Source organism: Streptomyces sp. bgisy027 (genome assembly GCF_057710365.1).
On sequence record NZ_JBYIVZ010000008.1, the window covers coordinates 77,079 to 97,272 of the forward strand.

The 20,194-nt window shown below is 72.2% G+C and carries 20 protein-coding genes and 1 pseudogene; 16 read left to right on the top strand and 5 right to left on the bottom strand.

Going from position 1 to position 20,194, the window contains the following annotated elements:
• Positions 1-47 precede the first annotated feature (47 nt).
• Entirely contained in the window at positions 48-260 is a 213-nt protein-coding gene (locus tag AC3ETA_RS10680; RefSeq protein WP_432192592.1) for a hypothetical protein, read from the bottom strand.
• A gap of 187 nt (positions 261-447) precedes the next feature.
• Between AC3ETA_RS10680 and AC3ETA_RS10685 the strand changes: the two genes are divergently transcribed.
• Entirely contained in the window at positions 448-1,503 is a 1,056-nt protein-coding gene (locus AC3ETA_RS10685; RefSeq protein WP_432192593.1) for a LacI family DNA-binding transcriptional regulator, read from the top strand.
• A gap of 215 nt (positions 1,504-1,718) precedes the next feature.
• Positions 1,719-2,912: a ferritin-like domain-containing protein gene (locus tag AC3ETA_RS10690; protein WP_432192594.1), complete on the top strand. Its 1,194-nt coding sequence runs from the start codon at positions 1,719-1,721 to the stop codon at positions 2,910-2,912.
• Between the two features lie 154 nt (positions 2,913-3,066).
• Here AC3ETA_RS10690 and AC3ETA_RS10695 read toward each other — a convergent pair.
• A pseudogene (locus tag AC3ETA_RS10695) lies at positions 3,067-3,609 on the bottom strand (ThuA domain-containing protein); the annotation flags it as partial.
• 203 nt (positions 3,610-3,812) lie between these two features.
• Here AC3ETA_RS10695 and AC3ETA_RS10700 point away from each other — a divergent pair.
• The gene (locus AC3ETA_RS10700; protein ID WP_432192595.1) at positions 3,813-4,445 is read left to right on the top strand and encodes a VOC family protein; all 633 of its coding nucleotides are present in this window, start codon (positions 3,813-3,815) and stop codon (positions 4,443-4,445) included.
• Positions 4,446-4,514: 69 nt separating this feature from the next.
• The gene (locus tag AC3ETA_RS10705) at positions 4,515-4,913 is read left to right on the top strand and encodes a VOC family protein (RefSeq protein ID WP_432192596.1); all 399 of its coding nucleotides are present in this window, start codon (positions 4,515-4,517) and stop codon (positions 4,911-4,913) included.
• Between the two features lie 98 nt (positions 4,914-5,011).
• On the opposite strand, the gene AC3ETA_RS10710 is transcribed toward AC3ETA_RS10705, so the two are convergent.
• On the bottom strand, positions 5,012-5,704 hold the full coding sequence (locus AC3ETA_RS10710) for a helix-turn-helix domain-containing protein (RefSeq protein WP_432192597.1): 693 nt from the start codon (positions 5,702-5,704) through the stop codon (positions 5,012-5,014).
• Between the two features lie 76 nt (positions 5,705-5,780).
• Positions 5,781-6,758: an AraC family transcriptional regulator gene (locus AC3ETA_RS10715; protein WP_432192598.1), complete on the bottom strand. Its 978-nt coding sequence runs from the start codon at positions 6,756-6,758 to the stop codon at positions 5,781-5,783.
• 80 nt (positions 6,759-6,838) lie between these two features.
• On the opposite strand from AC3ETA_RS10715, the gene AC3ETA_RS10720 reads away from it, so the two are divergent.
• Positions 6,839-7,690, top strand: a complete 852-nt coding sequence (locus AC3ETA_RS10720; RefSeq protein WP_432192599.1) for an NmrA family NAD(P)-binding protein — start codon at positions 6,839-6,841, stop codon at positions 7,688-7,690.
• A 27-nt stretch (positions 7,691-7,717) separates the two neighbouring features.
• On the opposite strand, the gene AC3ETA_RS10725 is transcribed toward AC3ETA_RS10720, so the two are convergent.
• Positions 7,718-8,869, bottom strand: a complete 1,152-nt coding sequence (locus tag AC3ETA_RS10725) for a YihY/virulence factor BrkB family protein (RefSeq protein ID WP_432192600.1) — start codon at positions 8,867-8,869, stop codon at positions 7,718-7,720.
• Positions 8,870-9,003: 134 nt separating this feature from the next.
• Between AC3ETA_RS10725 and AC3ETA_RS10730 the strand changes: the two genes are divergently transcribed.
• The 11 genes from AC3ETA_RS10730 to AC3ETA_RS10780 all read left to right on the top strand — a co-directional run bounded on the left by AC3ETA_RS10730 (position 9,004) and on the right by AC3ETA_RS10780 (position 20,143).
• Positions 9,004-10,638: an acyl-CoA dehydrogenase family protein gene (locus AC3ETA_RS10730; RefSeq protein WP_432192601.1), complete on the top strand. Its 1,635-nt coding sequence runs from the start codon at positions 9,004-9,006 to the stop codon at positions 10,636-10,638.
• Between the two features lie 343 nt (positions 10,639-10,981).
• On the top strand, positions 10,982-12,259 hold the full coding sequence (locus tag AC3ETA_RS10735) for a GAF domain-containing protein (protein ID WP_432192602.1): 1,278 nt from the start codon (positions 10,982-10,984) through the stop codon (positions 12,257-12,259).
• Positions 12,260-12,404: 145 nt separating this feature from the next.
• On the top strand, positions 12,405-13,694 hold the full coding sequence (locus AC3ETA_RS10740) for a hypothetical protein (RefSeq protein ID WP_432192603.1): 1,290 nt from the start codon (positions 12,405-12,407) through the stop codon (positions 13,692-13,694).
• 119 nt (positions 13,695-13,813) lie between these two features.
• A complete protein-coding gene (locus tag AC3ETA_RS10745) occupies positions 13,814-14,386 on the top strand; it encodes a GNAT family N-acetyltransferase (protein WP_432192604.1) in 573 nt (190 codons plus the stop codon).
• Positions 14,387-14,512: 126 nt separating this feature from the next.
• Entirely contained in the window at positions 14,513-14,596 is an 84-nt protein-coding gene (locus AC3ETA_RS10750; RefSeq protein ID WP_310887545.1) for a putative leader peptide, read from the top strand.
• Positions 14,597-14,724: 128 nt separating this feature from the next.
• Positions 14,725-16,422: a nitrite/sulfite reductase gene (locus AC3ETA_RS10755; RefSeq protein WP_432192605.1), complete on the top strand. Its 1,698-nt coding sequence runs from the start codon at positions 14,725-14,727 to the stop codon at positions 16,420-16,422.
• Positions 16,419-16,598 carry a hypothetical protein gene (locus AC3ETA_RS10760; protein WP_432192606.1) on the top strand — a complete coding sequence of 60 codons (180 nt, stop codon included), beginning with the start codon at positions 16,419-16,421 and terminating at the stop codon, positions 16,596-16,598. The genes AC3ETA_RS10755 and AC3ETA_RS10760 overlap by 4 nt, the downstream gene beginning before the upstream one ends.
• Positions 16,595-17,305, top strand: coding sequence for a phosphoadenylyl-sulfate reductase (locus AC3ETA_RS10765; RefSeq protein WP_432192607.1), 711 nt, complete (start codon positions 16,595-16,597; stop codon positions 17,303-17,305). Before AC3ETA_RS10760 ends, AC3ETA_RS10765 begins: the two co-directional genes overlap by 4 nt.
• Positions 17,302-17,877, top strand: a complete 576-nt coding sequence (gene cysC / locus AC3ETA_RS10770) for an adenylyl-sulfate kinase (RefSeq protein ID WP_432192608.1) — start codon at positions 17,302-17,304, stop codon at positions 17,875-17,877. Before AC3ETA_RS10765 ends, cysC begins: the two co-directional genes overlap by 4 nt.
• Positions 17,874-18,812: a sulfate adenylyltransferase subunit CysD gene (cysD, locus tag AC3ETA_RS10775; RefSeq protein WP_432192609.1), complete on the top strand. Its 939-nt coding sequence runs from the start codon at positions 17,874-17,876 to the stop codon at positions 18,810-18,812. The genes cysC and cysD overlap by 4 nt, the downstream gene beginning before the upstream one ends.
• Positions 18,813-18,814: 2 nt before the next feature.
• Positions 18,815-20,143: a sulfate adenylyltransferase subunit 1 gene (locus AC3ETA_RS10780; protein WP_432192610.1), complete on the top strand. Its 1,329-nt coding sequence runs from the start codon at positions 18,815-18,817 to the stop codon at positions 20,141-20,143.
• Positions 20,144-20,194 lie beyond the last annotated feature (51 nt).

The following is a 20,194-nucleotide window of genomic DNA, read 5'->3' on the forward strand; positions in this document are numbered from 1 at the left end:
GATATTCCGGCGCACGGGCGGGTGAGAGGGCTGTTCGGCGTACCCGGTCACTCGGCGTGCATCAGCGTGCCGAAGCCGAGCCGGTCACGGTGGTGGAGCGCCAGCGGCCGCGACGGGCGGACCTGATCCGGCGGCCGTGGCGGATCACGGTCCGTGACCGCCGGGGGGCGGTCCTGCCGCTGCCGGGCCCTGTCGCGGACCGCGCCCGTCCGGCCCATGCCCATGGACCTCGTCGACTCGTCCTTCATCGCCGACCTCACGGGACTCCGCCTCATCTGCCGCTGATCCGGGGCGTGTTCGACGTTTCGGCAGCCGCGACCCGTTAACTCCCGCGAACTCCGGGCTCTTCCGGACTCGGCGCGGCGAACCTAGGGTAGGAAGCGCTTACTGTTTCGCGCTGGTCGAAACTTTTCATGGCCCTCGGGCGGGCCGGAGAGGTGGTTCCCGATGGTCCGTACGGGCGGTGCGAGCGTGGCTGCCGGGCCGACCCTCGCGGTCGTGGCCCGCGAGGCCGGGGTGTCCGTACCGACCGCCTCCAAGGTGGTCAACGGCCGCGAGGACGTCGCCCCGGAGACCCGCCGCCGGGTCACCGAGGCGCTGGACCGGCTCGGCTATGTCCGCAGACCGCGCTTCGACGCGGCGAAGACGCCGGGCCTGGTCGACCTCGTCGTGCACTCCCTCGACAACTCGTGGTCGGGCGCGGTGCTGCACGGGGTGGAGGCGGCCGCCCACGACGCGGGTCTGGAGGTGGTCGTCTCGGCCGGTCTGACCCGGACGCGGGGCGCGCGGCCGGAGCGGGGCTGGCTGGACAAGCTCACCGCGCGGGGCTCCTCCGGGGTGCTGTTCAACCTGGCCGAGCTGACGCCGTCGCAGTACGCGTGGCTGGCGCAGCACCGCATCCCGTTCGTGATGATCGACCCGGTGCTGGAGCCGCCGCCCGGTGTGGTGTCGGTGGGCGCGGCGAACTGGCACGGCGGGGTGACGGCCGCCGAGCACCTCCTGGCGCTCGGCCACGAACGCATCGCCGTCATCGCCGGTCACCAGCGCAAGATGTGCAGCGCCGCCCGGGTGGCCGGTTACCGTTCGGCGCTCGCCTCGGCCGGGGTGCGGCACCGTTCCGAGTACGTCAGGCACGCCGGCTTCGACGAGGGCGTCGCGCACCTGCGGACGCTGGAGCTCCTGGACCTGCCCGAACCGCCGACGGCCGTGTTCGTCTGCTCGGACCGGATGACCCTCGGGGTCTACGAGGCCCTGGCGGAACGGGGGTTGCGCGTGCCGGACGACATGAGCGTGGTCGGCTTCGACGATCTGCCGGAGGCCCGCTGGATCTCCCCCGCCCTGACCACCGTCCGCCAGCCGCTGTCGGAGATGGCGGCGACCGCGCTGCGCCTGCTGGTGCGGATGATGGACGGGGACCGGCCGGAGAGCACACGGACGGAGTTGTCGACGCGGCTGGTGCGGCGGTCGAGCACGGCCGCGCCACGGGACGCGACGCCGCGCTGAGGGCTTCGGCCGACTCCCCCCGCCCTCGCCGGGGCGCCCATGCACCCGGCCTCTTGATCGTTGGCCCGACAGGGTGGTCGATGCGCCGTTCGGCACGTGTGCCCTGGTGGCGGCGGTGATCGCTGCTAGCTTCGCGAGCTGTCGGAGGGGTCCCGGCTGCGGTGCGGCTGGCCGAGGCGGGGCCGTCCCTATGAGCTGAGGCGAGGTTGACGGGTATGGGCGAAGAGCCGGACGAGCCGGCGGTTGCTCCGTTCAAGCGCAGGAGGTTCCTGGCGTCGGCCGCGGTGGCGGCCGGGGCGCCGGCCGCGGTCGCCGGTCCCGCACAGGCCGCCGAGTCACAGGCTGACGTGGCGGCAGCGGACGTGGCGGCGGCCGGGGTGGCGGCGGCGCAGGCGCCCGTGCAGGCCGCGGCCGGCCTCGGGTCCGTGGCACGTCTGATGGCCGTCCCCGAGGACAGCCGCGGGGTCGCCTGGCTCAGGTCCGCCCTTCAGGTCGCCGTGGGGCTCGAACTCGCCACCATCCCGCCCTACTTGTGCGGCTGGTGGTCGGTCAAGGACCAGCGCAGCGAGGTCGCTCGGATGATCCGGCGCATCGTCGGCGACGAGATGTACCACCTGGGCATCGTCTCCAACCTGCTCGTGGCCGTGGGCGGCAGGCCGCAGATCAAGGCCGCCGCGCCCGTCTACCCCGGTCCGCTGCCGGGCGGAGTGCGCGCCGGGGTGACCGTCTATCTGTCGGGCCTCACCAGGCCCTTCGTGCGCGACGTGATGATGGCGATCGAGGCGCCCGAGGTGTCCCTCGCCCGCAGTGTGCAGCCCTCCCCCACCGTCGGTGAGTTCTACGAGGGCATGCTCGGAGCCTTCCGGGCGGTACGGCCGGACCTGGCGACGCGCGGCCAGGTGACCCAGCACATCGACACCGACGAGCTGCGCCCGGTGCGCACCCTCGACGACGTCGAGCACGCCATCGAGATCATCAGGGAGCAGGGCGAGGGCACCGAGAGCTCCCCGACCGACTCCTTCTCGGACGACCGTCCGGCGCACTACTACGCCTTCGGGGAGATCTACCACGGCAGGGAGCTGCGCGAGACCGACGACGGCTGGAGGTTCGTCGGCCCGCCCGTGCCCTTCCCCGACGTGCGCCCCATGGCGCCGGTCCCGGTCGGCGGCTGGCGCAACACCTCCGCCCATGTCGGGGGGCTGCTGTTCCGCTTCGACGCCATGTACAGCACGGTGCTGGACTCCCTCGACGCGGCCTGGGCGGGCGGCGGCCACCGCAGCCTGGGCGCGGGCATCCGCACGATGCGCGGCCTGGAGAAGCCGGCCGTGGAACTGATGGAGACCGGCATCCCCGGCGGCCGGGGCACGTACGGCCCCCAGTTCCGGGCGCTGCGCAGGCCCCGCCGCTGAGGGTCGCACGGCGACGGAGGCTCTCAGGGCCGGACCGGACACCGGGTCAGCAGGCGTCCCTGATCCCCGGGTCCCGGATCTGCGGCCCTGAGAGCCATTGCCGCCGCGCCCGACCCGCCGTCGGGCGGGCCTCGGTGGGGCCGGGTCGGCGCGGTCACCGGGCGGACTTCGCCGCCCAGCCGACGCCGCCGAGGAGGTGGGCCCGGAAGTCGGGGTCCTCGTACGCCTCGGAGGAATGCCCGAGCGCCGTGTAGAAGACACGGCCCGCTCCCTGCTCACGGCACCACACCAGCGGATGGTCCTCGCCCATGCCGCCGCCCTCGTACGACGACTCGTCGGCGCGGGCCAACACCCGTACCGTGCCGCGGGGGTTGGTGCGGAAGTCGTACCACTCGTCGACGAAGTCCCACACGCCGGGCAGGTGCCGGGTGGCCGGGTGCTCGCGGTCCTCGACGATCGCCCTGCCCGGCTGGAGGTCGGGGTGCCGGTCGAAGCGGGCGCCGAGCAGTTCGCCGTAGTACGGCCAGTCGTACTCGGTGCAGGCCGCCGCGTGCACCCCCACGAAGCCGCCGCCCGCCTCGACGTACGCGGCGAGACGCTCGCGCCCGGCCGGGGTGAGGACCTCGCCGCTGGTGGAGAGGAAGACGACCGCCGCGTACGCGTCGAGGCGCGTTTCCAGGGCCCGCTGATCCTCGGTGTGCGCAGTTCCCCGCGCCCCTTGAGGGGGTTGCCGAACCGCACCCGAGAGGCGCGAGCCATGTCGATGTGCGGCTCAGCGGCGCCGCGAAGGGGCCATCCGACGCTGCTGCCCGACGGCACGGTCGTTTTCGACGACTGACCGGCGTGTCCTGGCGCACAGGTGTTCCATCACGGACGCCGCTCTGCGTAGCCTCGGCTGCGATGAACGCCATTCCCGCGCTTCTCGATCACCTCGTCCTCGCGACCCCCGACCTGGCCGCCACGGTCGCCGACTTCACCCGGCGCACCGGTGTGGTCCCCGCCCCGGGCGGCGTGCACGTCGGGCTGGGCACGCGCAACTACCTGGTGTCCCTGGGCGGCACCAGATACCTGGAGATCATCGGCCCGGACCCCGAGCAGTCCGCGCCCGGCGAGCCCCGCCCCTTCGACGTCGACGGTCTCACCGTCCCGCGCACGGTCACCTGGGCGATCAGCCCACCCGACCTGGACGCGGCCATCGCGGCCGCCCGCGACCGGGGTTACGACCCCGGCCCGGCGCAGTCGATGAGCCGCCGCAAGCCCGACGGCACGCTGCTCCGGTGGCGCCTGACCGACGGCGACGACGCCCACCCCTCCGGGCTCGTCCCCTTCCTGATCGACTGGAGCGCCACGGTCCACCCCACCGCCTCCGGCCTGCCCACCACTCCCCTGCTGTCGTTGACCGCGAGCGCGCCCGAGCCGGACGAGATCCGGCCCCTGCTGGCTGCCCTCGGCACGGACCTCGACCTCACGACGGGCCCGGTGGGAATCTCCTTCACGGTGGACACACCGCTGGGGGCGGTGACCTTCGGATGAGCCGGCGCGGCCGGCGCGGTGTCCGATTCCTTCAAGACCGGCCGGCCCGCCCCTGCCTACGGTGGCCGCATGACTCCACGATTCGATGCCATCGGCCTCGTCGTCACCGACATGGCCGCCGCCGTCGCCTTCTACCGCCGCCTCGGCTTCCCGTTCCCCGACGGCTCGGAGAACGAGCCGCACGCGGAGGCCGGACTGCCGGGCGGGCTGCGTCTGTTGCTCGACACCGAGGACACCGTGCGGTCCTTCCACCCGGGGTGGCGACCGCCCTCCGGAAGCGGCCGTCACTCGCTGGCGATGCGGTGCGAGAGCCCGTCGGAGGTCGACGCGGTCTACGAGGAACTGGTGGCCGCCGGCCACCACGGCGAGCTCAAGCCCTGGGACGCCTTCTGGGGCCAGCGGTACGCCTGCGTACAGGACCCGGACGGAAACGGCGTCGACCTGTTCGCTGCGCTGGACGGGCCGTGAAGGACCGCCGTTCCTCTGCGGCGCCGTCGTGGCCGGTCGCGCAGTTCCCCGCGCCCCTGGGCGGCGCTGCCCACCGCAGTCGACTCCACCGGGTCCCCTCAGCCGCCGCGCCGGCCGAGTAGCTCGCCGAGCGGCATACCCGCCAACTCCCTGACGTCCCGCGCCAGATGTGCCTGGTCGGCGTACCCGGCCCGGACGGCCGTGTCTGCGAGGCCCACCCCGGCCCGCGCGAGGGCGAGCGCCCGCTGCAGCCGCAGAATCCGGGCCAGCGTCTTGGGTCCGTAGCCGAAGGCGGTCAGCGAACGGCGGTACAACTGGCGGGCACCGAGGCCGAGTTCGTCGGCAGTGGCGGCGACGGAGCGGCCCGAGTCGAGGGCGGTCACGACTCGTCGTAGGAGTGCGTCAGGGGGCACCGCATCGGCGGCCCGCTCCAGCGCGACGCCTTCGAGGGCGGTCACCGGATCGTCGGCCGCCTCGATACGACCACACAGCCGCCGCACCTGCGAGGCCGACCACAGATCCGCGAGCTCGACGCGCCGGTCACGCACTTCATGAGCCGGCACGCCGAGAACGGCGGGAGCGGTCCCGGGAAAGAAACGGACGCCCGCCCAACCGCTCGACTCCCCGTAGGTGACGTACGCACGCGTGTCGGGCCCGGCGACGAGCAGCCGCCCGTCGTGCCACAGCAGGTCCATGCACCCGTCGGGCAGGACACGCCCGGCGCCATGCTCATCAAGGGTGTTGGTCCACACCACGGCGCCAGGCAGCCGTGACGCCCGCTCCGCATACATACGGGCGAGGCTACGCCGCCACGCCGTCAGGGGCGCGGGGAACTGCGCGACAAGCCACACACAACCCGCGGCCGCCCTACGACAGAACCCGCCCCCGATGCTCCTGCGGACTCACCCCGTACACCCTCTTGAACGCACTGGACAACGCGAACGCGCTCCCGTACCCCACCCTCCGCGCAATGGCGTCCAGCGTGTCGTCGGTGTCGCGCAGCGCATCCGCCGCGAGCGCCATCCGCCACCCCGTGAGGTACGTCATCACCGGCTCCCCCACCAGTTCGGTGAACCGGCGGGCCAGCGCGGCCCGCGACACACCCGCCTTGGCGGCCAGCGAGGCCACCGTCCAGGGCAGGGCCGGGTCGTCCTGGACGAGCCGCAGCACCCGGCCGACCACGGGGTCGGCGAGCGCCGCGTACCAGGCCGGCGCCTCCGCCTGCGGACGGGAGAACCAGGCCCTGAGCGCGGCGATGACGAGCAGGTCGAGCAGGCGGTCCAGGACGACCTCCTGACCGGGTTCGTCACGGACGATCTCGTCCATGAGGTACGGGGTGAGCGGGCAGTCCCACACGTCGGAGGTGAGAGACAGCAGCGGCGGCAGCGCCTTCAGCAGCCGCCCGCTGATCTCGCCCTCCCACAGATACGTGCCGATCAGCATCACGGCCGAGCCGTCGGGCCGGTCGCCCCAGGTGCGCACGCCGAGGTCCATCGAGCCGTTGAGGGAGCGTCCGTCGGGGTAGCGGCACTCGGCGCCCGGCAGGATCAGGGCCTGTGGCGCGGTGCCGGGGTCGTCGGCGCAGGTGTAGGGGTCCGGGCCGCGTGCGATCGCGAGGTCGCCGGGCCGCAGCCGGATCCTCCCCCGGCCTTCGGCCGGGGGGACCCCCTTCTCGCTTCGCTCCCCCTGGTCGGGGAGCACCCAGGCCTCACCGCGGACCATGACCATGACGGTGAGCGGGGCCCGGTCCTCGATGCGGATGGACCACGGCGGTTCGAAACACGCGCGGATCATGAAGGCGCCACGGGCACGTGGCCCCTCCAGCAGACCGGCGAGGGCGTCCATCCCGCCAGCGTAGACGCCCGCGCATGGGAATGAGCCGTTCGGCGATGGGCTGTCGGGGCGCGCGACCGTTGGCTGGAGACATGACGCAGAACGCAGCCGGGAAGGCGCACACGCAGCGGATGACGGTGGTGGTGACCGGTGCCTCGGGCCGTACCGGGAGCCGGGTGGCTCGGGCGGCCCGCGACGCGGGGCTCACGGTGCGGGCCGCGTCCCGGGCCCGGGGCTTCGACTGGGAGGACCCGACGACCTGGGCGCAGACCCTGCGGGACGCGGACGCGGCGTATCTGATGTACCCGTCCGACGTCGGCTCCCCGGCGGCGGCCGAGGGCATCGGCGCGCTCGCGCGGGAGGCGGTGGGGCTCGGGGTACGGCGGCTGGTGCTGCTGTCGGCACGCGGCGAGGACCAGGCGCTGCCGACCGAGGAGGCGCTGAAGTCGTCCGGCGCGGACTGGACGATCGTCCGGGCGACGTGGTTCGCGCAGAACTTCAGCGAGGGTCCGCTGGTGGAGGGGATGGTCCACGGGGAGCTGGTCTTCCCGGCGGGCGAGGTGCGGGAGCCGTTCGTCGACGTGCGGGACATCGCGGACGTGGTGACGGCCGTGCTGACGTCCGGTGACCGGTATGCGGGGCGGACGCTGGAGCTGACCGGGCCGCGGCTGCTGTCCTGGCGGGAGGCGGCCGCGGAGATCTCCGCGGCGACCGGCACCACGATCAGGTACACACCGGTTCCGACACGGTCGTACGGCGAGGCCCTGGCCGGCTTCGGAGTGCCGCCGGAGGAGGTCGAGCTGCTGGTGGAGGTCTTCGACACGCTCATGGACGGCCGCAACGCGCACCTCACGAACGACGTCGAGAAGGTGCTCGGCCGGGCGCCGCGCGACTTCACCGGCTTCGCGAGGGAAGCCGCGGCGGCGGGGGCGTGGAAGGTCTGAGCCCGGACACCGCCGCCGCGCGAGCCGCTAGGAGTCCTCCGGCTTGTGCGGCGGATGGTGCGTGCTCCTCACATGGGTCCGCAGCCTCGACGTGAGGTCCTCCGGGGGCAGGAAGCGGGACCAGCGCTCCGGGAACTCCGACGGCATGTCCGGGTCGTCCGGGTCGTCGGGGTCGGACTCGCGGTGCGCGGCGGCGCGGGCCACGTACTCGGCGACCTGTGCCTCCCGCAGCCGCTCGTTCGCGGCACGGGCCGCGGCCGTCGCGGCGGCCGGCCAGACCCGGTCGATCGCGGCGTTGACCGCGGCACCGACGAGCACCGCGAACGCGGACACACCGATCCACAGCAGTACGGCTACGGCGGCCGCGAGGGAGCCGTAGATCGTCGCGCCCTCGATGGTGTTCTGGAGGTAGATGCGCAGCAGGAAGCTGCCCAGCACCCACATCCCGAGGGCGACCAGCGCGCCGGGCACGTCCTCGATCCAGGGCGAGCGGACCGGCACGGACACGTGGTAGAGCGTGGTCAGGAACGCCACCGACAGGACGATCACGACCGGCCAGTACAGGACCTGCACCAGGGTCTCCGACCAGGGCACGATCCGTACCACCGCGTCCGGCCCCGCCACCATCAGCGGCAGCGCCACCGAGCCGATCAGCAGCGCCGCGATGAACAGCAGGAACGCCACCAGCCGGGTCCTGACGATGCCGCGGACGCCGTCGAGGCCGTACATCACGGTGATCGTGTCTATGAAGACGTTCACCGCGCGGGAGCCCGACCACAGGGCGAACAGGAAGCCGACCGAGATCACGTCGGGGCGGCCGCCGTTCATCACGTCGTCGAGGATCGGCTGGGCGATCTGCCGCACGCCCTTGTCGGACAGGACGGTGCGGGAGGCCTCCAGCAGGTTGGTCTCCAGGCTGTTGATGGTGTCGGTGCCGGTCCAGTCGTCGACGTAACCGAGGAGGCCGATGAGGCTGAGGAGGAGCGGCGGCACGGAGAGCAGGGTGAAGAACGCGGCTTCGGCGGCGAGTCCGAGGATGCGGTACTCGATGCAGGAATTGACGGTGTCCTTCAGCAGCAGCCAGGCGGTCCTGCGTTTGGAGACGTTCCGGTAGAGGGCACGCGCCCGGTGGAGACGACCGGAGGAGTGCTGGGGAGACGGTTCACTTGCTGGCTGCACGACCTAAAGGTATCCGTCGTGCGGCGCGGGACTCGTCGCGGCGCCGGGCAGGCACGCTCGCCGCCTGCCCGCGCACCGCACCCCCGCCGTGTCAGGGTGGTGGCATCGCCCGACGGAGGGAGAGCTTCACAGCCATGGCAGGCAGCACGCACACGGTGACCAACCAGCCACCGGCCCTGGTCGGGTACGACGTCTACACCGCCGACCGGGCCCTGTCCGAGGCCGTGGGACGTCATGTCGCACCCGAGCTGCTGGACGAGGTCGGCGCGGAGCTGACCGCCCTCGGGCGGACCTGCGGCTCGGCGCAGGTGCAGGAGTGGGGCGCACTGGCGAACGAGAACCCGCCGCGCCTGCGGACGCACGACCGCTACGGCCACCGGATCGACGAGGTCGACTTCCATCCGTCCTGGCACCGCCTGCTCGGCAAGGGCGTCTCCGCGGGCCTGACCGCGGCCTGGGTACGGCCGGCGGGGCATGTGCGGCGGGCGGCGGCGTTCCTGCTGTGGACCCAGGTCGAGGCGGGCAACGGCTGCCCGCTGTCCATGACCCACGCGGCGGTCCCGGCCCTGCGCACCGACCCCGGCCTGGCCGCCGAGTGGGAGCCGCGGCTGACGTCGATGATCTACGACCATGAGCTGCGCCCGGCGCAGCAAAAGGCCGGTGCCCTGTTCGGGATGGGGATGACGGAGAAGCAGGGCGGCAGCGACGTACGCGCCAACACGACGACGGCCACCGCGCTGGCCGAGTCGGGGACGTACTCCCTGACCGGGCACAAGTGGTTCTGCTCGGCACCCATGTCGGACGGGTTCCTGGTGCTGGCCCAGGCCCCGGACGGGCTGACCTGCTTTCTCGTGCCGCGGGTCCTGGCGGACGGCAGCCGCAACGTGTTCCGGATCCAGCGCCTGAAGGACAAGCTGGGCAACCGGTCGAACGCGTCGAGCGAGGTCGAGTTCGACGGGACGTGGGCGCGCCGGGTCGGTGCGGAGGGGCGCGGGGTGCGCACCATCATCGAGATGGTCGCGGCGACCCGGCTCGACTGTGTGCTCGGCTCGGCGGGGCTGATGCGGCAGGCCGTCGCGCAGGCGGTCCATCACTGCGACCACCGCGAGGCGTTCGGCGCCCGGCTCGTCGACAAGCCGCTCATGCGCAACGTCCTGGCGGACCTGGCCGTCGAGTCCGAGGCGGCGACCACCCTGGCACTGCGGCTCGCGGCGGCCTACGACACCGGCGGCGAGCAGGAGAAGGCGCTGCTGCGGATCGCGGTCCCGGCCGCCAAGTACTGGGTGACCAAGCGGTGCCCGCCGGTGACGGTCGAGGCCGCCGAGTGCCTGGGCGGCAACGGTTACGTCGAGGAGTCCGGGATGCCCCGGCTGGTGCGCGAGTCGCCGCTGAACTCGATCTGGGAGGGCGCGGGCAACGTCCAGGCGCTGGATGTGCTGCGGACGTTGCAGCGGGAGCCCGCGGCGCTCGACGCGTATCTGCGCGAGGTCGGGCAGGCACGCGGCGCCGATCACCGTCTGGACGCCGCGATCAAGGCCCTGTTGACGGACCTGGCCGACCTGGACGGCATCGAGGCACGCGCCCGGCGCCTGACCGAACGCCTCGCCCTGGTCCTCCAGGGCTCCCTCCTGGTCAGATTCGCGCCACCGGAGGTGGCCGACGCGTTCTGCGCGTCGAGGCTGGGCAGCGACGGCGGCAGTGCTTTCGGAACCCTGCCGCACACCCTGAACCTGACCGCGGTCGTGGACCGCTCAAGGCCGCAGGCCTGACCGCGGGGAGGGAAGGCCGCAGGCCTGTCCCTCAGGGGCGCGGGGAACTGCGCGACCAGCCACAGAGCGCCCGCACACGCCGGCGCACCTGAACCGGTGCCTTGGAACCGCGCCCGGCCGAACCGCCGGAGGTGGGTGGCAAGGGGTGGTGCTGCGCCGACACGGCACCACCCCCGCCATGGCCCGTTCGAGGCCGCGAACGCCGCTCGGGACGGCGTCGCTCAAGTCTCAATCAGGCCAGGGCGGTCCACCAGGGTTGCAAGGGGTTGCAACTTGTTGGCGACTGTGTGCGGACTGTGTCCCTCCGCGAGCGGCGGGGCGGCACTATGAGACACACAGTCAGATGAGGACCGTTCTCCCGGGAGGCCCCTTGGACGCGGCACGGGCGGCGCGCCTGCTGAGCGAGGTCCGCGCCGCCACCCTCGCAGGCCAGCGCGCCCCCGTCGCACCGCGGCCGGTGATCGAGCAGTCCTGGGAACGCATGCTGCGCGGCGGGGTCGATCCGGACCACGACTTCCGGTCGGGGCTGCTGTCCCGCGAGGAGGTGCAGCGGCGACGGGAGTCCACCGCGCTCAGACATGTGCTGCCGGTGCTGCGCGAGGGTCTGCTTTCGGTCGCCGACGTCGCCCACCACATCATGGTCGTCGCCGACGGCGAGGGCCGGGTGCTGTGGCGGGAGGGCAACTCCTCGGTGCTGCGCAAGGCGGACGGCCTCGGCTTCGAACTCGGCGCCGACTGGCGGGAGGACGTCGTCGGCACGAACGGGATCGGCACCCCGGTCGTGGTGCGCCGGCCCGTACAGGTCTTCGCCTCCGAGCACTTCCACCGCTCGCAGACCTCCTGGACCTGCACGGGCGCCCCCATCACCGATCCGCGCGACGGCCGGCTGCTCGGCGTGGTCGATGTCAGCGGGCCGCTGGAGACGATGCATCCGGCCACGCTCGCCTGGGTCGACTCGGTGGCCAAGCTCGCCGAGGCCCGGCTGCGGGAGCTGCACCTGACGGGGCTGGAGCGACTGCGCGCGGTCGCGGCGCCGGTGCTGGCGCGGCTGACCGGGCGGGCCCTGGCGGTGGACCGGGACGGCTGGACGGCCGCGGTGACCGGGATGCCGTACACGAGCCGGATCGTGCTGCCCAAGGCGCTGTCGCCGGGCCGGCGGTGGCTGATGCCGCTGGGCCTGTGCGCGGTGGAGCCGATGGCGGGCGGCTGGCTGCTGCGGCCGGCCGACGAGCCGGTGCCGGCCGGGGCGACACGGATCGCGCTGGATCTGACGCAGCCGCGCCGCTGGTCGATGACGGTGTCCGGGGGCGCGGGCACCTGGAGCCACGAACTGAGTCCCCGGCACGCCGAATTGCTGTACCTGCTGGCCCTGCACCGGGGCGGTCGCAGCGCGGCGGGGCTGGCCGAGGACATGTTCGGCGACCCGGGCCGCACGGTGACGGTGCGGGCGGAGCTGTCGCGGGTACGGCGCTATCTCGGGGGCCTGCTGGAGCACCGGCCGTACCGCTTCCGCGAGGACGCGGAGGTGGAGGTGCTGCTCCCGGAGGACCCGCGTGAGCTGCTGCCGCACTCGACGGCGCCCGCGGTGGTACGGGGTCGGTTCTCGGCCGAGATGCCCTGAGTGCGGACTCTTCTTCCGCATATTTGCAGGGTCTTAGTCCGCAAGCGTGCCCAACTGCCGTAGCATCCCTGTACGGGCCACCCCACCTGCTCCTTTGGTCAACGCACAAACCAATGGCCGCAGTTGGCTCGCCTCGGGAGGTTTGATGAAGCACCGCGGCAGACACCGTCGACGCAAGCAGGGGCGTGCGCTGCGCGCGTTCCTGGCCGGAACCGCCCTCGCACTCACCGCCGCCGCCACGATGATCAGCGCCTCACAGGCCACGGTCGGCGACGACCCCGGGGCGTTGACCCCTCTGACCAGTGCCGCCGAGACCGGCGCGCTCCGGCTCCAGGAGCGGCTGGTCCCGCAGGCCACGCTCGACGAACTCTCCTCCGGGATGGGCGAGCCGGTCGGCGTCCGTGCCGTCCTGGAGACCGCCGACCGGAGCCTGCGCGAGGCGAACGGCTGTACGGCGGCCGAGCGCAAGGCGCTGCCGATAGCTCCCGCCGCCACGCGTGCGCACTGCTGGGACAGCGCCGGCACCCGGGGCTGGCGGGCGGGTGCCGTCACCACCTCGGGCGACGCCGACGACGACGGCTGGTGGAACGGCAACCGGGTGATCCTCTCCGGCTGGAACGAGGGCACCGCCGACCGGGGCCCCGCCCGGGTCGCCTTCGTCGACGCCAACGACCTGACCCACCTCAGGTACGCCTCCGCGCTCCTCGTCGTCCCGGTGGAGGGCGGACGTGACTACCGCGCCCTGACCTCCCGCCTCTCCGGCATGGTCTGGTACCAGGACAAGCTGCTGGTCACCGCCGCCGACGGGCTGTACGTGTACGACATGAACCGCATCCAGCGCGCCACGGTCGACAGTGCCGCCGTGGGCCGCGTCCCGGACGGCTGGTCGGCCCACGGCCAGCGCTTCGTCCTGCCGGCCGTCGGCTCGTACCGTCTGACCGGCGCGGGCACCGCCCCGCACCTCGGCGGCATCTCCCTCGACCGCAGCACCACGCCCGACAGCCTGGTCGCGAGCGAGCGGACGGCCGTCGACAGCGACCGGCCGGCCCGGCTGTGGCGCTACGACTTCAGCAAGGACCCGGCCCGCTCCGGTCTGCTGGCCACCGGCGCCACCGGATCCGCCCAGACGGTCGAGGCGTACGAGACGGACGCCTCCGGCATCGAGGGCGTCCTGTCGCACCGGGCGGGCGGAGCGGACCGCGCCGGCTGGTACGTGGGCCGCGCCCCGGGCAGCACGGACCGGCACGGCAGCCTGTGGCGCCAGGACACCGAGGGCGCCGAGGCGACCCGCTGCGGCGAGCAGAACGCCCCCAGGTGCTGGGGCACGCGGGCCGGCCCCCTGTCGTACTGGGAAGCCACCGGTGAGGTCTGGTCCCAGTCGGGCCGGATGCTGTTCGCGATGCCGCTGACGTCGATCGACCGGGCGCTCGACTGAGCGCCCCCCAAGGGGCGCGGGGCTGTATTGATACACGGCTCCGCCGCGTGAGCGCGACCAGCCGCGACCGGCCGGCAGACAATCGACAGATGCGCCATCCGGATGATTCCCTGGCCAGCATGCCCAACCTCCCCGTGACCACCTGGTCCCTGGAACAGACCTCCCCCGACGACCTGCTCCCGGCGCAGGTCCCGCAGGGCGACGTGCGGGTCGTCCGCGCCGAGGTGCCCTCGCCGGAGTTCAGCCGGTTCCTGTACGCCTCGGTCGGCGGCGACATCCTGTGGACCGACCGGCTCGGCTGGCCGTACGCACGGTGGCAGGAGCATCTGGAGCGGGACGGCGTCGAGACCTGGGTGGCCTACGACCGGGGCACGCCCGCGGGGTACGTGGAGCTGAGCCCGCAGGACGACGGGGTCGTGGAGATCGAGTACTTCGGCCTGATCCCGGCCTTCCGCGGCCGCCGCATCGGCGGGTACCTGCTGGCGTACGGTGCCGCGCGCGCCTGGGACCTGGCGGAGCGCTGGCCGGGACGGGCGCCGACGAAGCGGGTATGGCTGCACACATGCAGCAAGGACGGCGAGCACGCCATGGCCAACTACCAGCGCCGCGGCTTCAGGCTCTTCGACACCAAGGTCGAGGAGGAGGCCGTGGTCGCCACGCCCGGACCGTGGCCCGGGGCGTACCCAGCCTGACCTGGGCAGAAACGGCCCAATACGGCCATGTGACCGACGACACCCTTGTCTCACCCTACGGGACAAGGGTGTCCGCATGATGGACGAAGCTGGACTGTGTCCAGATCGCCGTGCCACGCTTCCGTCATGCCTGGAACTGGAATTGCCTTGGTGAGTCGGCGGCACGTCGACCTCGGCCGCATGTCCAGCGCCATCTGTCCGGCGCGCTGACCGCCCCGCAGCGCCCGACATCTCTCTCTTCCCGCTTCATTCCCGCGCAATGCCGCGCACGTATGCCCATGCGCCCGTATGCGCAGGTCAAAGCCGCATTCCCGCCTGTCCCGAAGGACGTATCAACCATGGCCGCCACCCCGCAGAAGCCTGCCGCCGCGACTCCCCGCCGCAAGGTGAGCCGTCACCGCGGTGAGGGCCAGTGGGCCGCGGGGCACTTCACCCCGCTCAACGGCAACGAACAGTTCAAGAAGGACGACGACGGTCTCAATGTGCGGACACGTATTGAGACGATCTATTCCAAGCGCGGCTTCGACTCCATCGACCCGAACGATCTTCGCGGCCGGATGCGCTGGTGGGGGCTCTACACCCAGCGCAAGCCCGGGATCGACGGCGGCAAGACCGCGATCCTGGAGCCGGAGGAGCTGGACGACAAGTACTTCATGCTGCGGGTACGGATCGACGGCGGCCGGCTCACCACCGGGCAGCTGCGGGTGATCGGTGAGATCTCGCAGGAGTTCGCGCGGGGCACCGCCGACATCACCGACCGGCAGAACGTCCAGTACCACTGGATCCGGATCGAGGACGTGCCCGAGATCTGGAACCGCCTGGAGGCGGTCGGCCTGTCCACCACCGAGGCCTGCGGCGACACCCCGCGTGTGGTCATCGGCTCACCGGTCGCCGGCATCGCCGAGGACGAGATCATCGACGGCTCCTGGGCCATCGACGAGATCCACCGGCGCTACATCGGCAGCAAGGAGTTCTCCAACCTGCCGCGCAAGTTCAAGACGGCGGTCTCCGGCTCGCCGCTGCTCGACGTGGCCCACGAGATCAACGACATCGCGTTCGTCGGTGTCCACCACCCCGAGCACGGGCCCGGCTTCGACCTGTGGGTGGGCGGCGGCCTGTCCACCAACCCGAAGATCGGCGTCCGGCTCGGCGCCTGGGTGCCGCTGGACGAGGTCCCGGACGTCTGGGCGGGCGTGATCGGCATCTTCCGCGACTACGGCTACCGGCGGCTGCGCACCCGCGCCCGCCTGAAGTTCCTGGTCGCCGACTGGGGCGCGGAGAAGTTCCGCCAGGTCCTCCAGGACGAGTACCTGGGGCGCGAGCTGCTCGACGGCCCCGCCCCCGCCCAGCCGCTGCAGCGCTGGCGCGACCACGTCGGTGTGCACCGGCAGAACGACGGCCGCTTCTACGTCGGGTTCGCCCCGCGCGTCGGCCGGGTCGACGGCACGACCCTGACGAAGATCGCCGAGCTCGCCGAGGCGCACGGCTCGGGCCGGGTCCGGACCACCGTCGAGCAGAAGATGATCATCCTCGATGTCGAGGAGGCGCAGGTCGACTCGCTCGTCGAGTCCCTGGAGGCGCTGGACCTCACCGCCCGGCCGTCCTCGTTCCGGCGCGGCACCATGGCCTGCACCGGCATCGAGTACTGCAAGCTCGCGATCGTCGAGACCAAGGCGCGCGGCTCCCAGCTGATCGACGAGCTGGAGCGCCGGATCCCGGACTTCGACGAGCCGCTCACCATCAACATCAACGGCTGCCCGAACGCCTGCGCCCGTATCCAGGTGGCGGACATCGGTCTCAAGGGGCAGCTGGTCGTCAACGACCGGGGCGAGCAGGTCGAGGGCTACCAGGTGCACCTGGGCGGCGCGCTCGGTCTGGAGGCCGGGTTCGGGCGCAAGGTGCGTGGCCTGAAGGTCACCTCCGAGGAGCTGCCGGACTACGTCGAGCGCGTCCTGAAGCGGTTCCAGGAGGAGCGCGAGGACGGCGAGCGGTTCGCCGCCTGGGCCGCGCGCGCCTCCGAGGAGGCCCTGTCGTGAGCGAGCGGGCCGCCCCCTTCTACTGCCCCTACTGCGGCGACGAGGACCTCCGTCCGTCCGAGCAGGGCCACGGCGCATGGGAATGCGCGGCGTGCAACCGCGCATTCCAGCTGAAGTTCCTCGGGTTGCTCACCCGGGGCCTTCAGCCCGGCGACGCAGGGGGAGACGAGATATGACCGCGGTTCAGGAAGAGCGCACGACCGACGATCTGAAGGCGCTCGCCGAGCAGGCGGGCCGTGACCTGGAGGACGCCTCCGCGCTGGAGATCCTCCAGTGGGCGGTCGACACCTTCGGGGAGCGTTTCTGCGTGACCTCGTCGATGGAGGACGCGGTGGTGGCGCACCTCGCCTCGCGTGCCATGCCCGGCGTGGACGTCGTGTTCCTCGACACCGGCTACCACTTCGAGGAGACCATCGGCACCCGCGACGCGGTCGAGGCCGTGATGGACGTCAACGTCATCACCCTGACCCCGCGTCAGACGGTCGCCGAGCAGGACGCCGAGTACGGGCCCAGGCTGCACGACCGCGACCCCGACCTGTGCTGCAAACTGCGCAAGGTCGAGCCGCTGGAGCGCGGGCTCAAGGGGTACGTGGCCTGGGCGACCGGGCTGCGCCGCGACGAGTCGCCGACCCGGGCGAACACCCCGGTCGTCGGCTGGGACGACAAGCGCCGGAAGGTGAAGGTCTCCCCGATCGCCCGCTGGACGCAGGACGACGTGGACGCCTACGTCGCCGAACACGGCGTGCTGACCAACCCGCTGCTGATGGACGGCTACGCCTCCGTCGGCTGCGCCCCCTGCACCCGCCGGGTGCTGGAGGGCGAGGACGCGCGGGCCGGCCGCTGGGCCGGGCGGGCCAAGACCGAGTGCGGGCTGCACGGATGACGACCACCCGGACGAATCAGACTCAGGAGAACCAAGTGACGACCGGAGCCACCGTCTGGCTCACGGGTCTGCCGAGCGCCGGCAAGACCACCATCGCGTACGAACTGGCCGGCCGGCTGCGCGCACAGGGCCACCTCGTCGAGGTGCTCGACGGCGACGAGATCCGCGAGTTCATCTCGGCGGGCCTCGGCTTCAGCCGCGAGGACCGGCACACCAACGTGCAGCGCATCGGCTTCCTCGCCGAACTGCTCGCCCGCAACGGCGTCAAGGCGCTCGTCCCGGTGATCGCGCCCTACGCGGACAGCCGTGAGGCGGTTCGCAAGCGCCACCAGGAGGGCGGGGCACCGTACATCGAGGTGCACGTGGCGACTCCGGTCGAGGTGTGCTCCGTACGTGATGTGAAGGGTCTGTACGCCAAGCAGGCGGCGGGCGAACTGTCCGGGCTCACCGGGGTGGACGACCCCTACGAGGAGCCCGAGACGCCCGACCTGCGCATCGAGTCGCAGCACCAGACCGTCCAGGAGTCCGCGGCCGCGGTCCACGTGCTGCTCACCGAAAGGGGACTGGCATGACGACGACCGTCGCCGAGGCCGAGGAGGGTACGGACGCCCCGTACGCCCTCTCGCACCTGGACGCGCTGGAGTCCGAGGCGGTGCACATCTTCCGCGAGGTGGCGGGTGAGTTCGAGCGGCCGGTGATCCTGTTCTCCGGCGGCAAGGACTCCATCGTCATGCTGCATCTGGCACTGAAGGCGTTCGCCCCCGCGGCGATCCCCTTCTCGCTGCTGCACGTCGACACCGGGCACAACTTCCCCGAGGTCCTGGACTACCGGGACCGTACGGTCGCCGAGCACGGCCTGCGGCTGCATGTCGCGTCCGTGCAGGACTACATCGACCGCGGGGTGCTCAAGGAGCGTCCGGACGGCACCCGCAACCCGCTGCAGACGCTGCCGCTGACGGAGAAGATCCAGAGCGAGAAGTTCGACGCGGTCTTCGGCGGCGGACGCCGGGACGAGGAGAAGGCGCGGGCCAAGGAGCGCGTCTTCTCGCTGCGCGACGAGTTCTCCCAGTGGGACCCGCGCCGGCAGCGGCCCGAGCTGTGGAACCTGTACAACGGCCGGCACGCGCCCGGTGAGCACGTCCGGGTGTTCCCGCTGTCCAACTGGACCGAGCTGGACGTGTGGCAGTACATCGCCCGTGAGGGCATCGAGCTGCCGGAGATCTACTTCGCGCACGAGCGTGAGGTGTTCGCGCGCAGCGGCATGTGGCTGACGGCCGGCGAGTGGGGCGGCCCCAAGGACGGCGAGCGGGTCGAGAAGCGTCTCGTGCGCTACCGGACCGTCGGCGACATGTCCTGCACGGGCGCCGTCGACTCCGACGCCGTGACCCTGGAGCAGGTCATCACCGAGATCGCCGCCTCCCGGCTGACCGAGCGCGGCGCGACCCGCGCCGACGACAAGATGTCCGAGGCCGCGATGGAAGACCGTAAGCGCGAGGGGTACTTCTAAGCATGAGCACGACCACGGAACTCTCCGAGACGACCCTGCTGCGGTTCGCCACCGCCGGCTCCGTCGACGACGGCAAGTCCACGCTCGTCGGCCGGCTGCTGCACGACTCCAAGTCGGTCCTCGCCGACCAGCTGGAGGCCGTGGAGCGCGCGTCCGCCTCGCGCGGGCAGGACGCCCCGGACCTCGCGCTGCTCACCGACGGCCTGCGGGCCGAGCGCGAGCAGGGCATCACGATCGACGTGGCGTACCGCTACTTCGCCACACCCCGGCGCCGGTTCATCCTCGCCGACACCCCGGGCCATGTGCAGTACACCCGCAACATGGTCACCGGCGCTTCCACGGCCGAGCTGACGGTGATCCTGGTCGACGCCCGCAACGGCGTCGTCGAGCAGACCCGCCGGCACGCCGCGATCGCCGCGCTGCTGCGGGTGCCGCACGTCGTGCTCGCCGTGAACAAGATGGACCTGGCCGACTACCAGGAGTCCGTGTTCGCCGCGATCGCCGAGGAGTTCACGGCGTACGCGCTCGAACTGGGCGTCCCGGAGATCACCGCCATCCCGATCTCGGCACTGGCCGGCGACAACGTGGTGGACCCGTCCGCGAACATGGACTGGTACGGCGGGCCGACCTTCCTGGAGCACCTGGAGACGGTCCCGGTCACCCACGACCTGAGCCACTGCCACGCCCGGCTGCCCGTGCAGTACGTGATCCGGCCGCAGACCGCCGAGCACCCGGACTACCGGGGCTACGCCGGGCAGATCGCCGCGGGTTCGTTCCGCGTCGGCGAGTCGGTGACGGTGCTGCCGTCGGGCCGTGCGTCGAGGATCTCCGGCATCGACCTGCTGGGCGAACCGGTCGACGTCGCGTGGACCACGCAGTCGGTGACCGTCCTGCTGAAGGACGACATCGACATCTCGCGCGGCGACCTGATCGTGCCGACGAAGGACGCGCCCGCGACCACGCAGGACATCGAGGCCACGGTGTGCCATGTCGCCGACGCACCGCTGACCGTCGGCCACCGTGTGCTGCTCAAGCACGGCACCCGCACCGTCAAGGCGATCGTCAAGGACATCCCGTCCCGGCTGACGCTGGACGACCTGTCCCTGCACCCGCACCCGGGGCAGCTCGTCGCCAACGACATCGGCCGGGTGAAGATCCGCACCGCCGAGCCGCTGCCGGTCGACTCCTACGCCGACTCGCGCCGCACCGGTTCGTTCATCCTGATCGACCCCAGCGACGGCACCACGCTCACCGCGGGCATGGTCGGCGAGTCGTTCGCCTCGCCGGAGCCGGTCAAGGGCGAGGCCGAGGACGACGGGTGGGACTTCTGAGATGAAGGCCCTCGACTACTTCTCCACGTTCGCGAAGGAGGGCGGCCGCGT

Coding starts and splice junctions, on each gene's coding strand:
- cysC (WP_432192608.1), top strand. CDS start 17,302: ATGACGACCACCCGGACGAATCAGACTCAGGAGAACCAAGTGACGACC.
- AC3ETA_RS10740 (WP_432192603.1), top strand. CDS start 12,405: ATGAAGCACCGCGGCAGACACCGTCGACGCAAGCAGGGGCGTGCGCTG.
- cysD (WP_432192609.1), top strand. CDS start 17,874: ATGACGACGACCGTCGCCGAGGCCGAGGAGGGTACGGACGCCCCGTAC.
- AC3ETA_RS10780 (WP_432192610.1), top strand. CDS start 18,815: ATGAGCACGACCACGGAACTCTCCGAGACGACCCTGCTGCGGTTCGCC.
- AC3ETA_RS10730 (WP_432192601.1), top strand. CDS start 9,004: ATGGCAGGCAGCACGCACACGGTGACCAACCAGCCACCGGCCCTGGTC.
- AC3ETA_RS10715 (WP_432192598.1), bottom strand. CDS start 6,758: ATGGACGCCCTCGCCGGTCTGCTGGAGGGGCCACGTGCCCGTGGCGCC.
- AC3ETA_RS10735 (WP_432192602.1), top strand. CDS start 10,982: ATGAGGACCGTTCTCCCGGGAGGCCCCTTGGACGCGGCACGGGCGGCG.
- AC3ETA_RS10765 (WP_432192607.1), top strand. CDS start 16,595: ATGACCGCGGTTCAGGAAGAGCGCACGACCGACGATCTGAAGGCGCTC.
- AC3ETA_RS10705 (WP_432192596.1), top strand. CDS start 4,515: ATGACTCCACGATTCGATGCCATCGGCCTCGTCGTCACCGACATGGCC.
- AC3ETA_RS10710 (WP_432192597.1), bottom strand. CDS start 5,704: ATGTATGCGGAGCGGGCGTCACGGCTGCCTGGCGCCGTGGTGTGGACC.
- AC3ETA_RS10750 (WP_310887545.1), top strand. CDS start 14,513: ATGCCTGGAACTGGAATTGCCTTGGTGAGTCGGCGGCACGTCGACCTC.
- AC3ETA_RS10685 (WP_432192593.1), top strand. CDS start 448: ATGGTCCGTACGGGCGGTGCGAGCGTGGCTGCCGGGCCGACCCTCGCG.
- AC3ETA_RS10690 (WP_432192594.1), top strand. CDS start 1,719: ATGGGCGAAGAGCCGGACGAGCCGGCGGTTGCTCCGTTCAAGCGCAGG.
- AC3ETA_RS10720 (WP_432192599.1), top strand. CDS start 6,839: ATGACGCAGAACGCAGCCGGGAAGGCGCACACGCAGCGGATGACGGTG.
- AC3ETA_RS10700 (WP_432192595.1), top strand. CDS start 3,813: ATGAACGCCATTCCCGCGCTTCTCGATCACCTCGTCCTCGCGACCCCC.
- AC3ETA_RS10745 (WP_432192604.1), top strand. CDS start 13,814: ATGCCCAACCTCCCCGTGACCACCTGGTCCCTGGAACAGACCTCCCCC.
- AC3ETA_RS10755 (WP_432192605.1), top strand. CDS start 14,725: ATGGCCGCCACCCCGCAGAAGCCTGCCGCCGCGACTCCCCGCCGCAAG.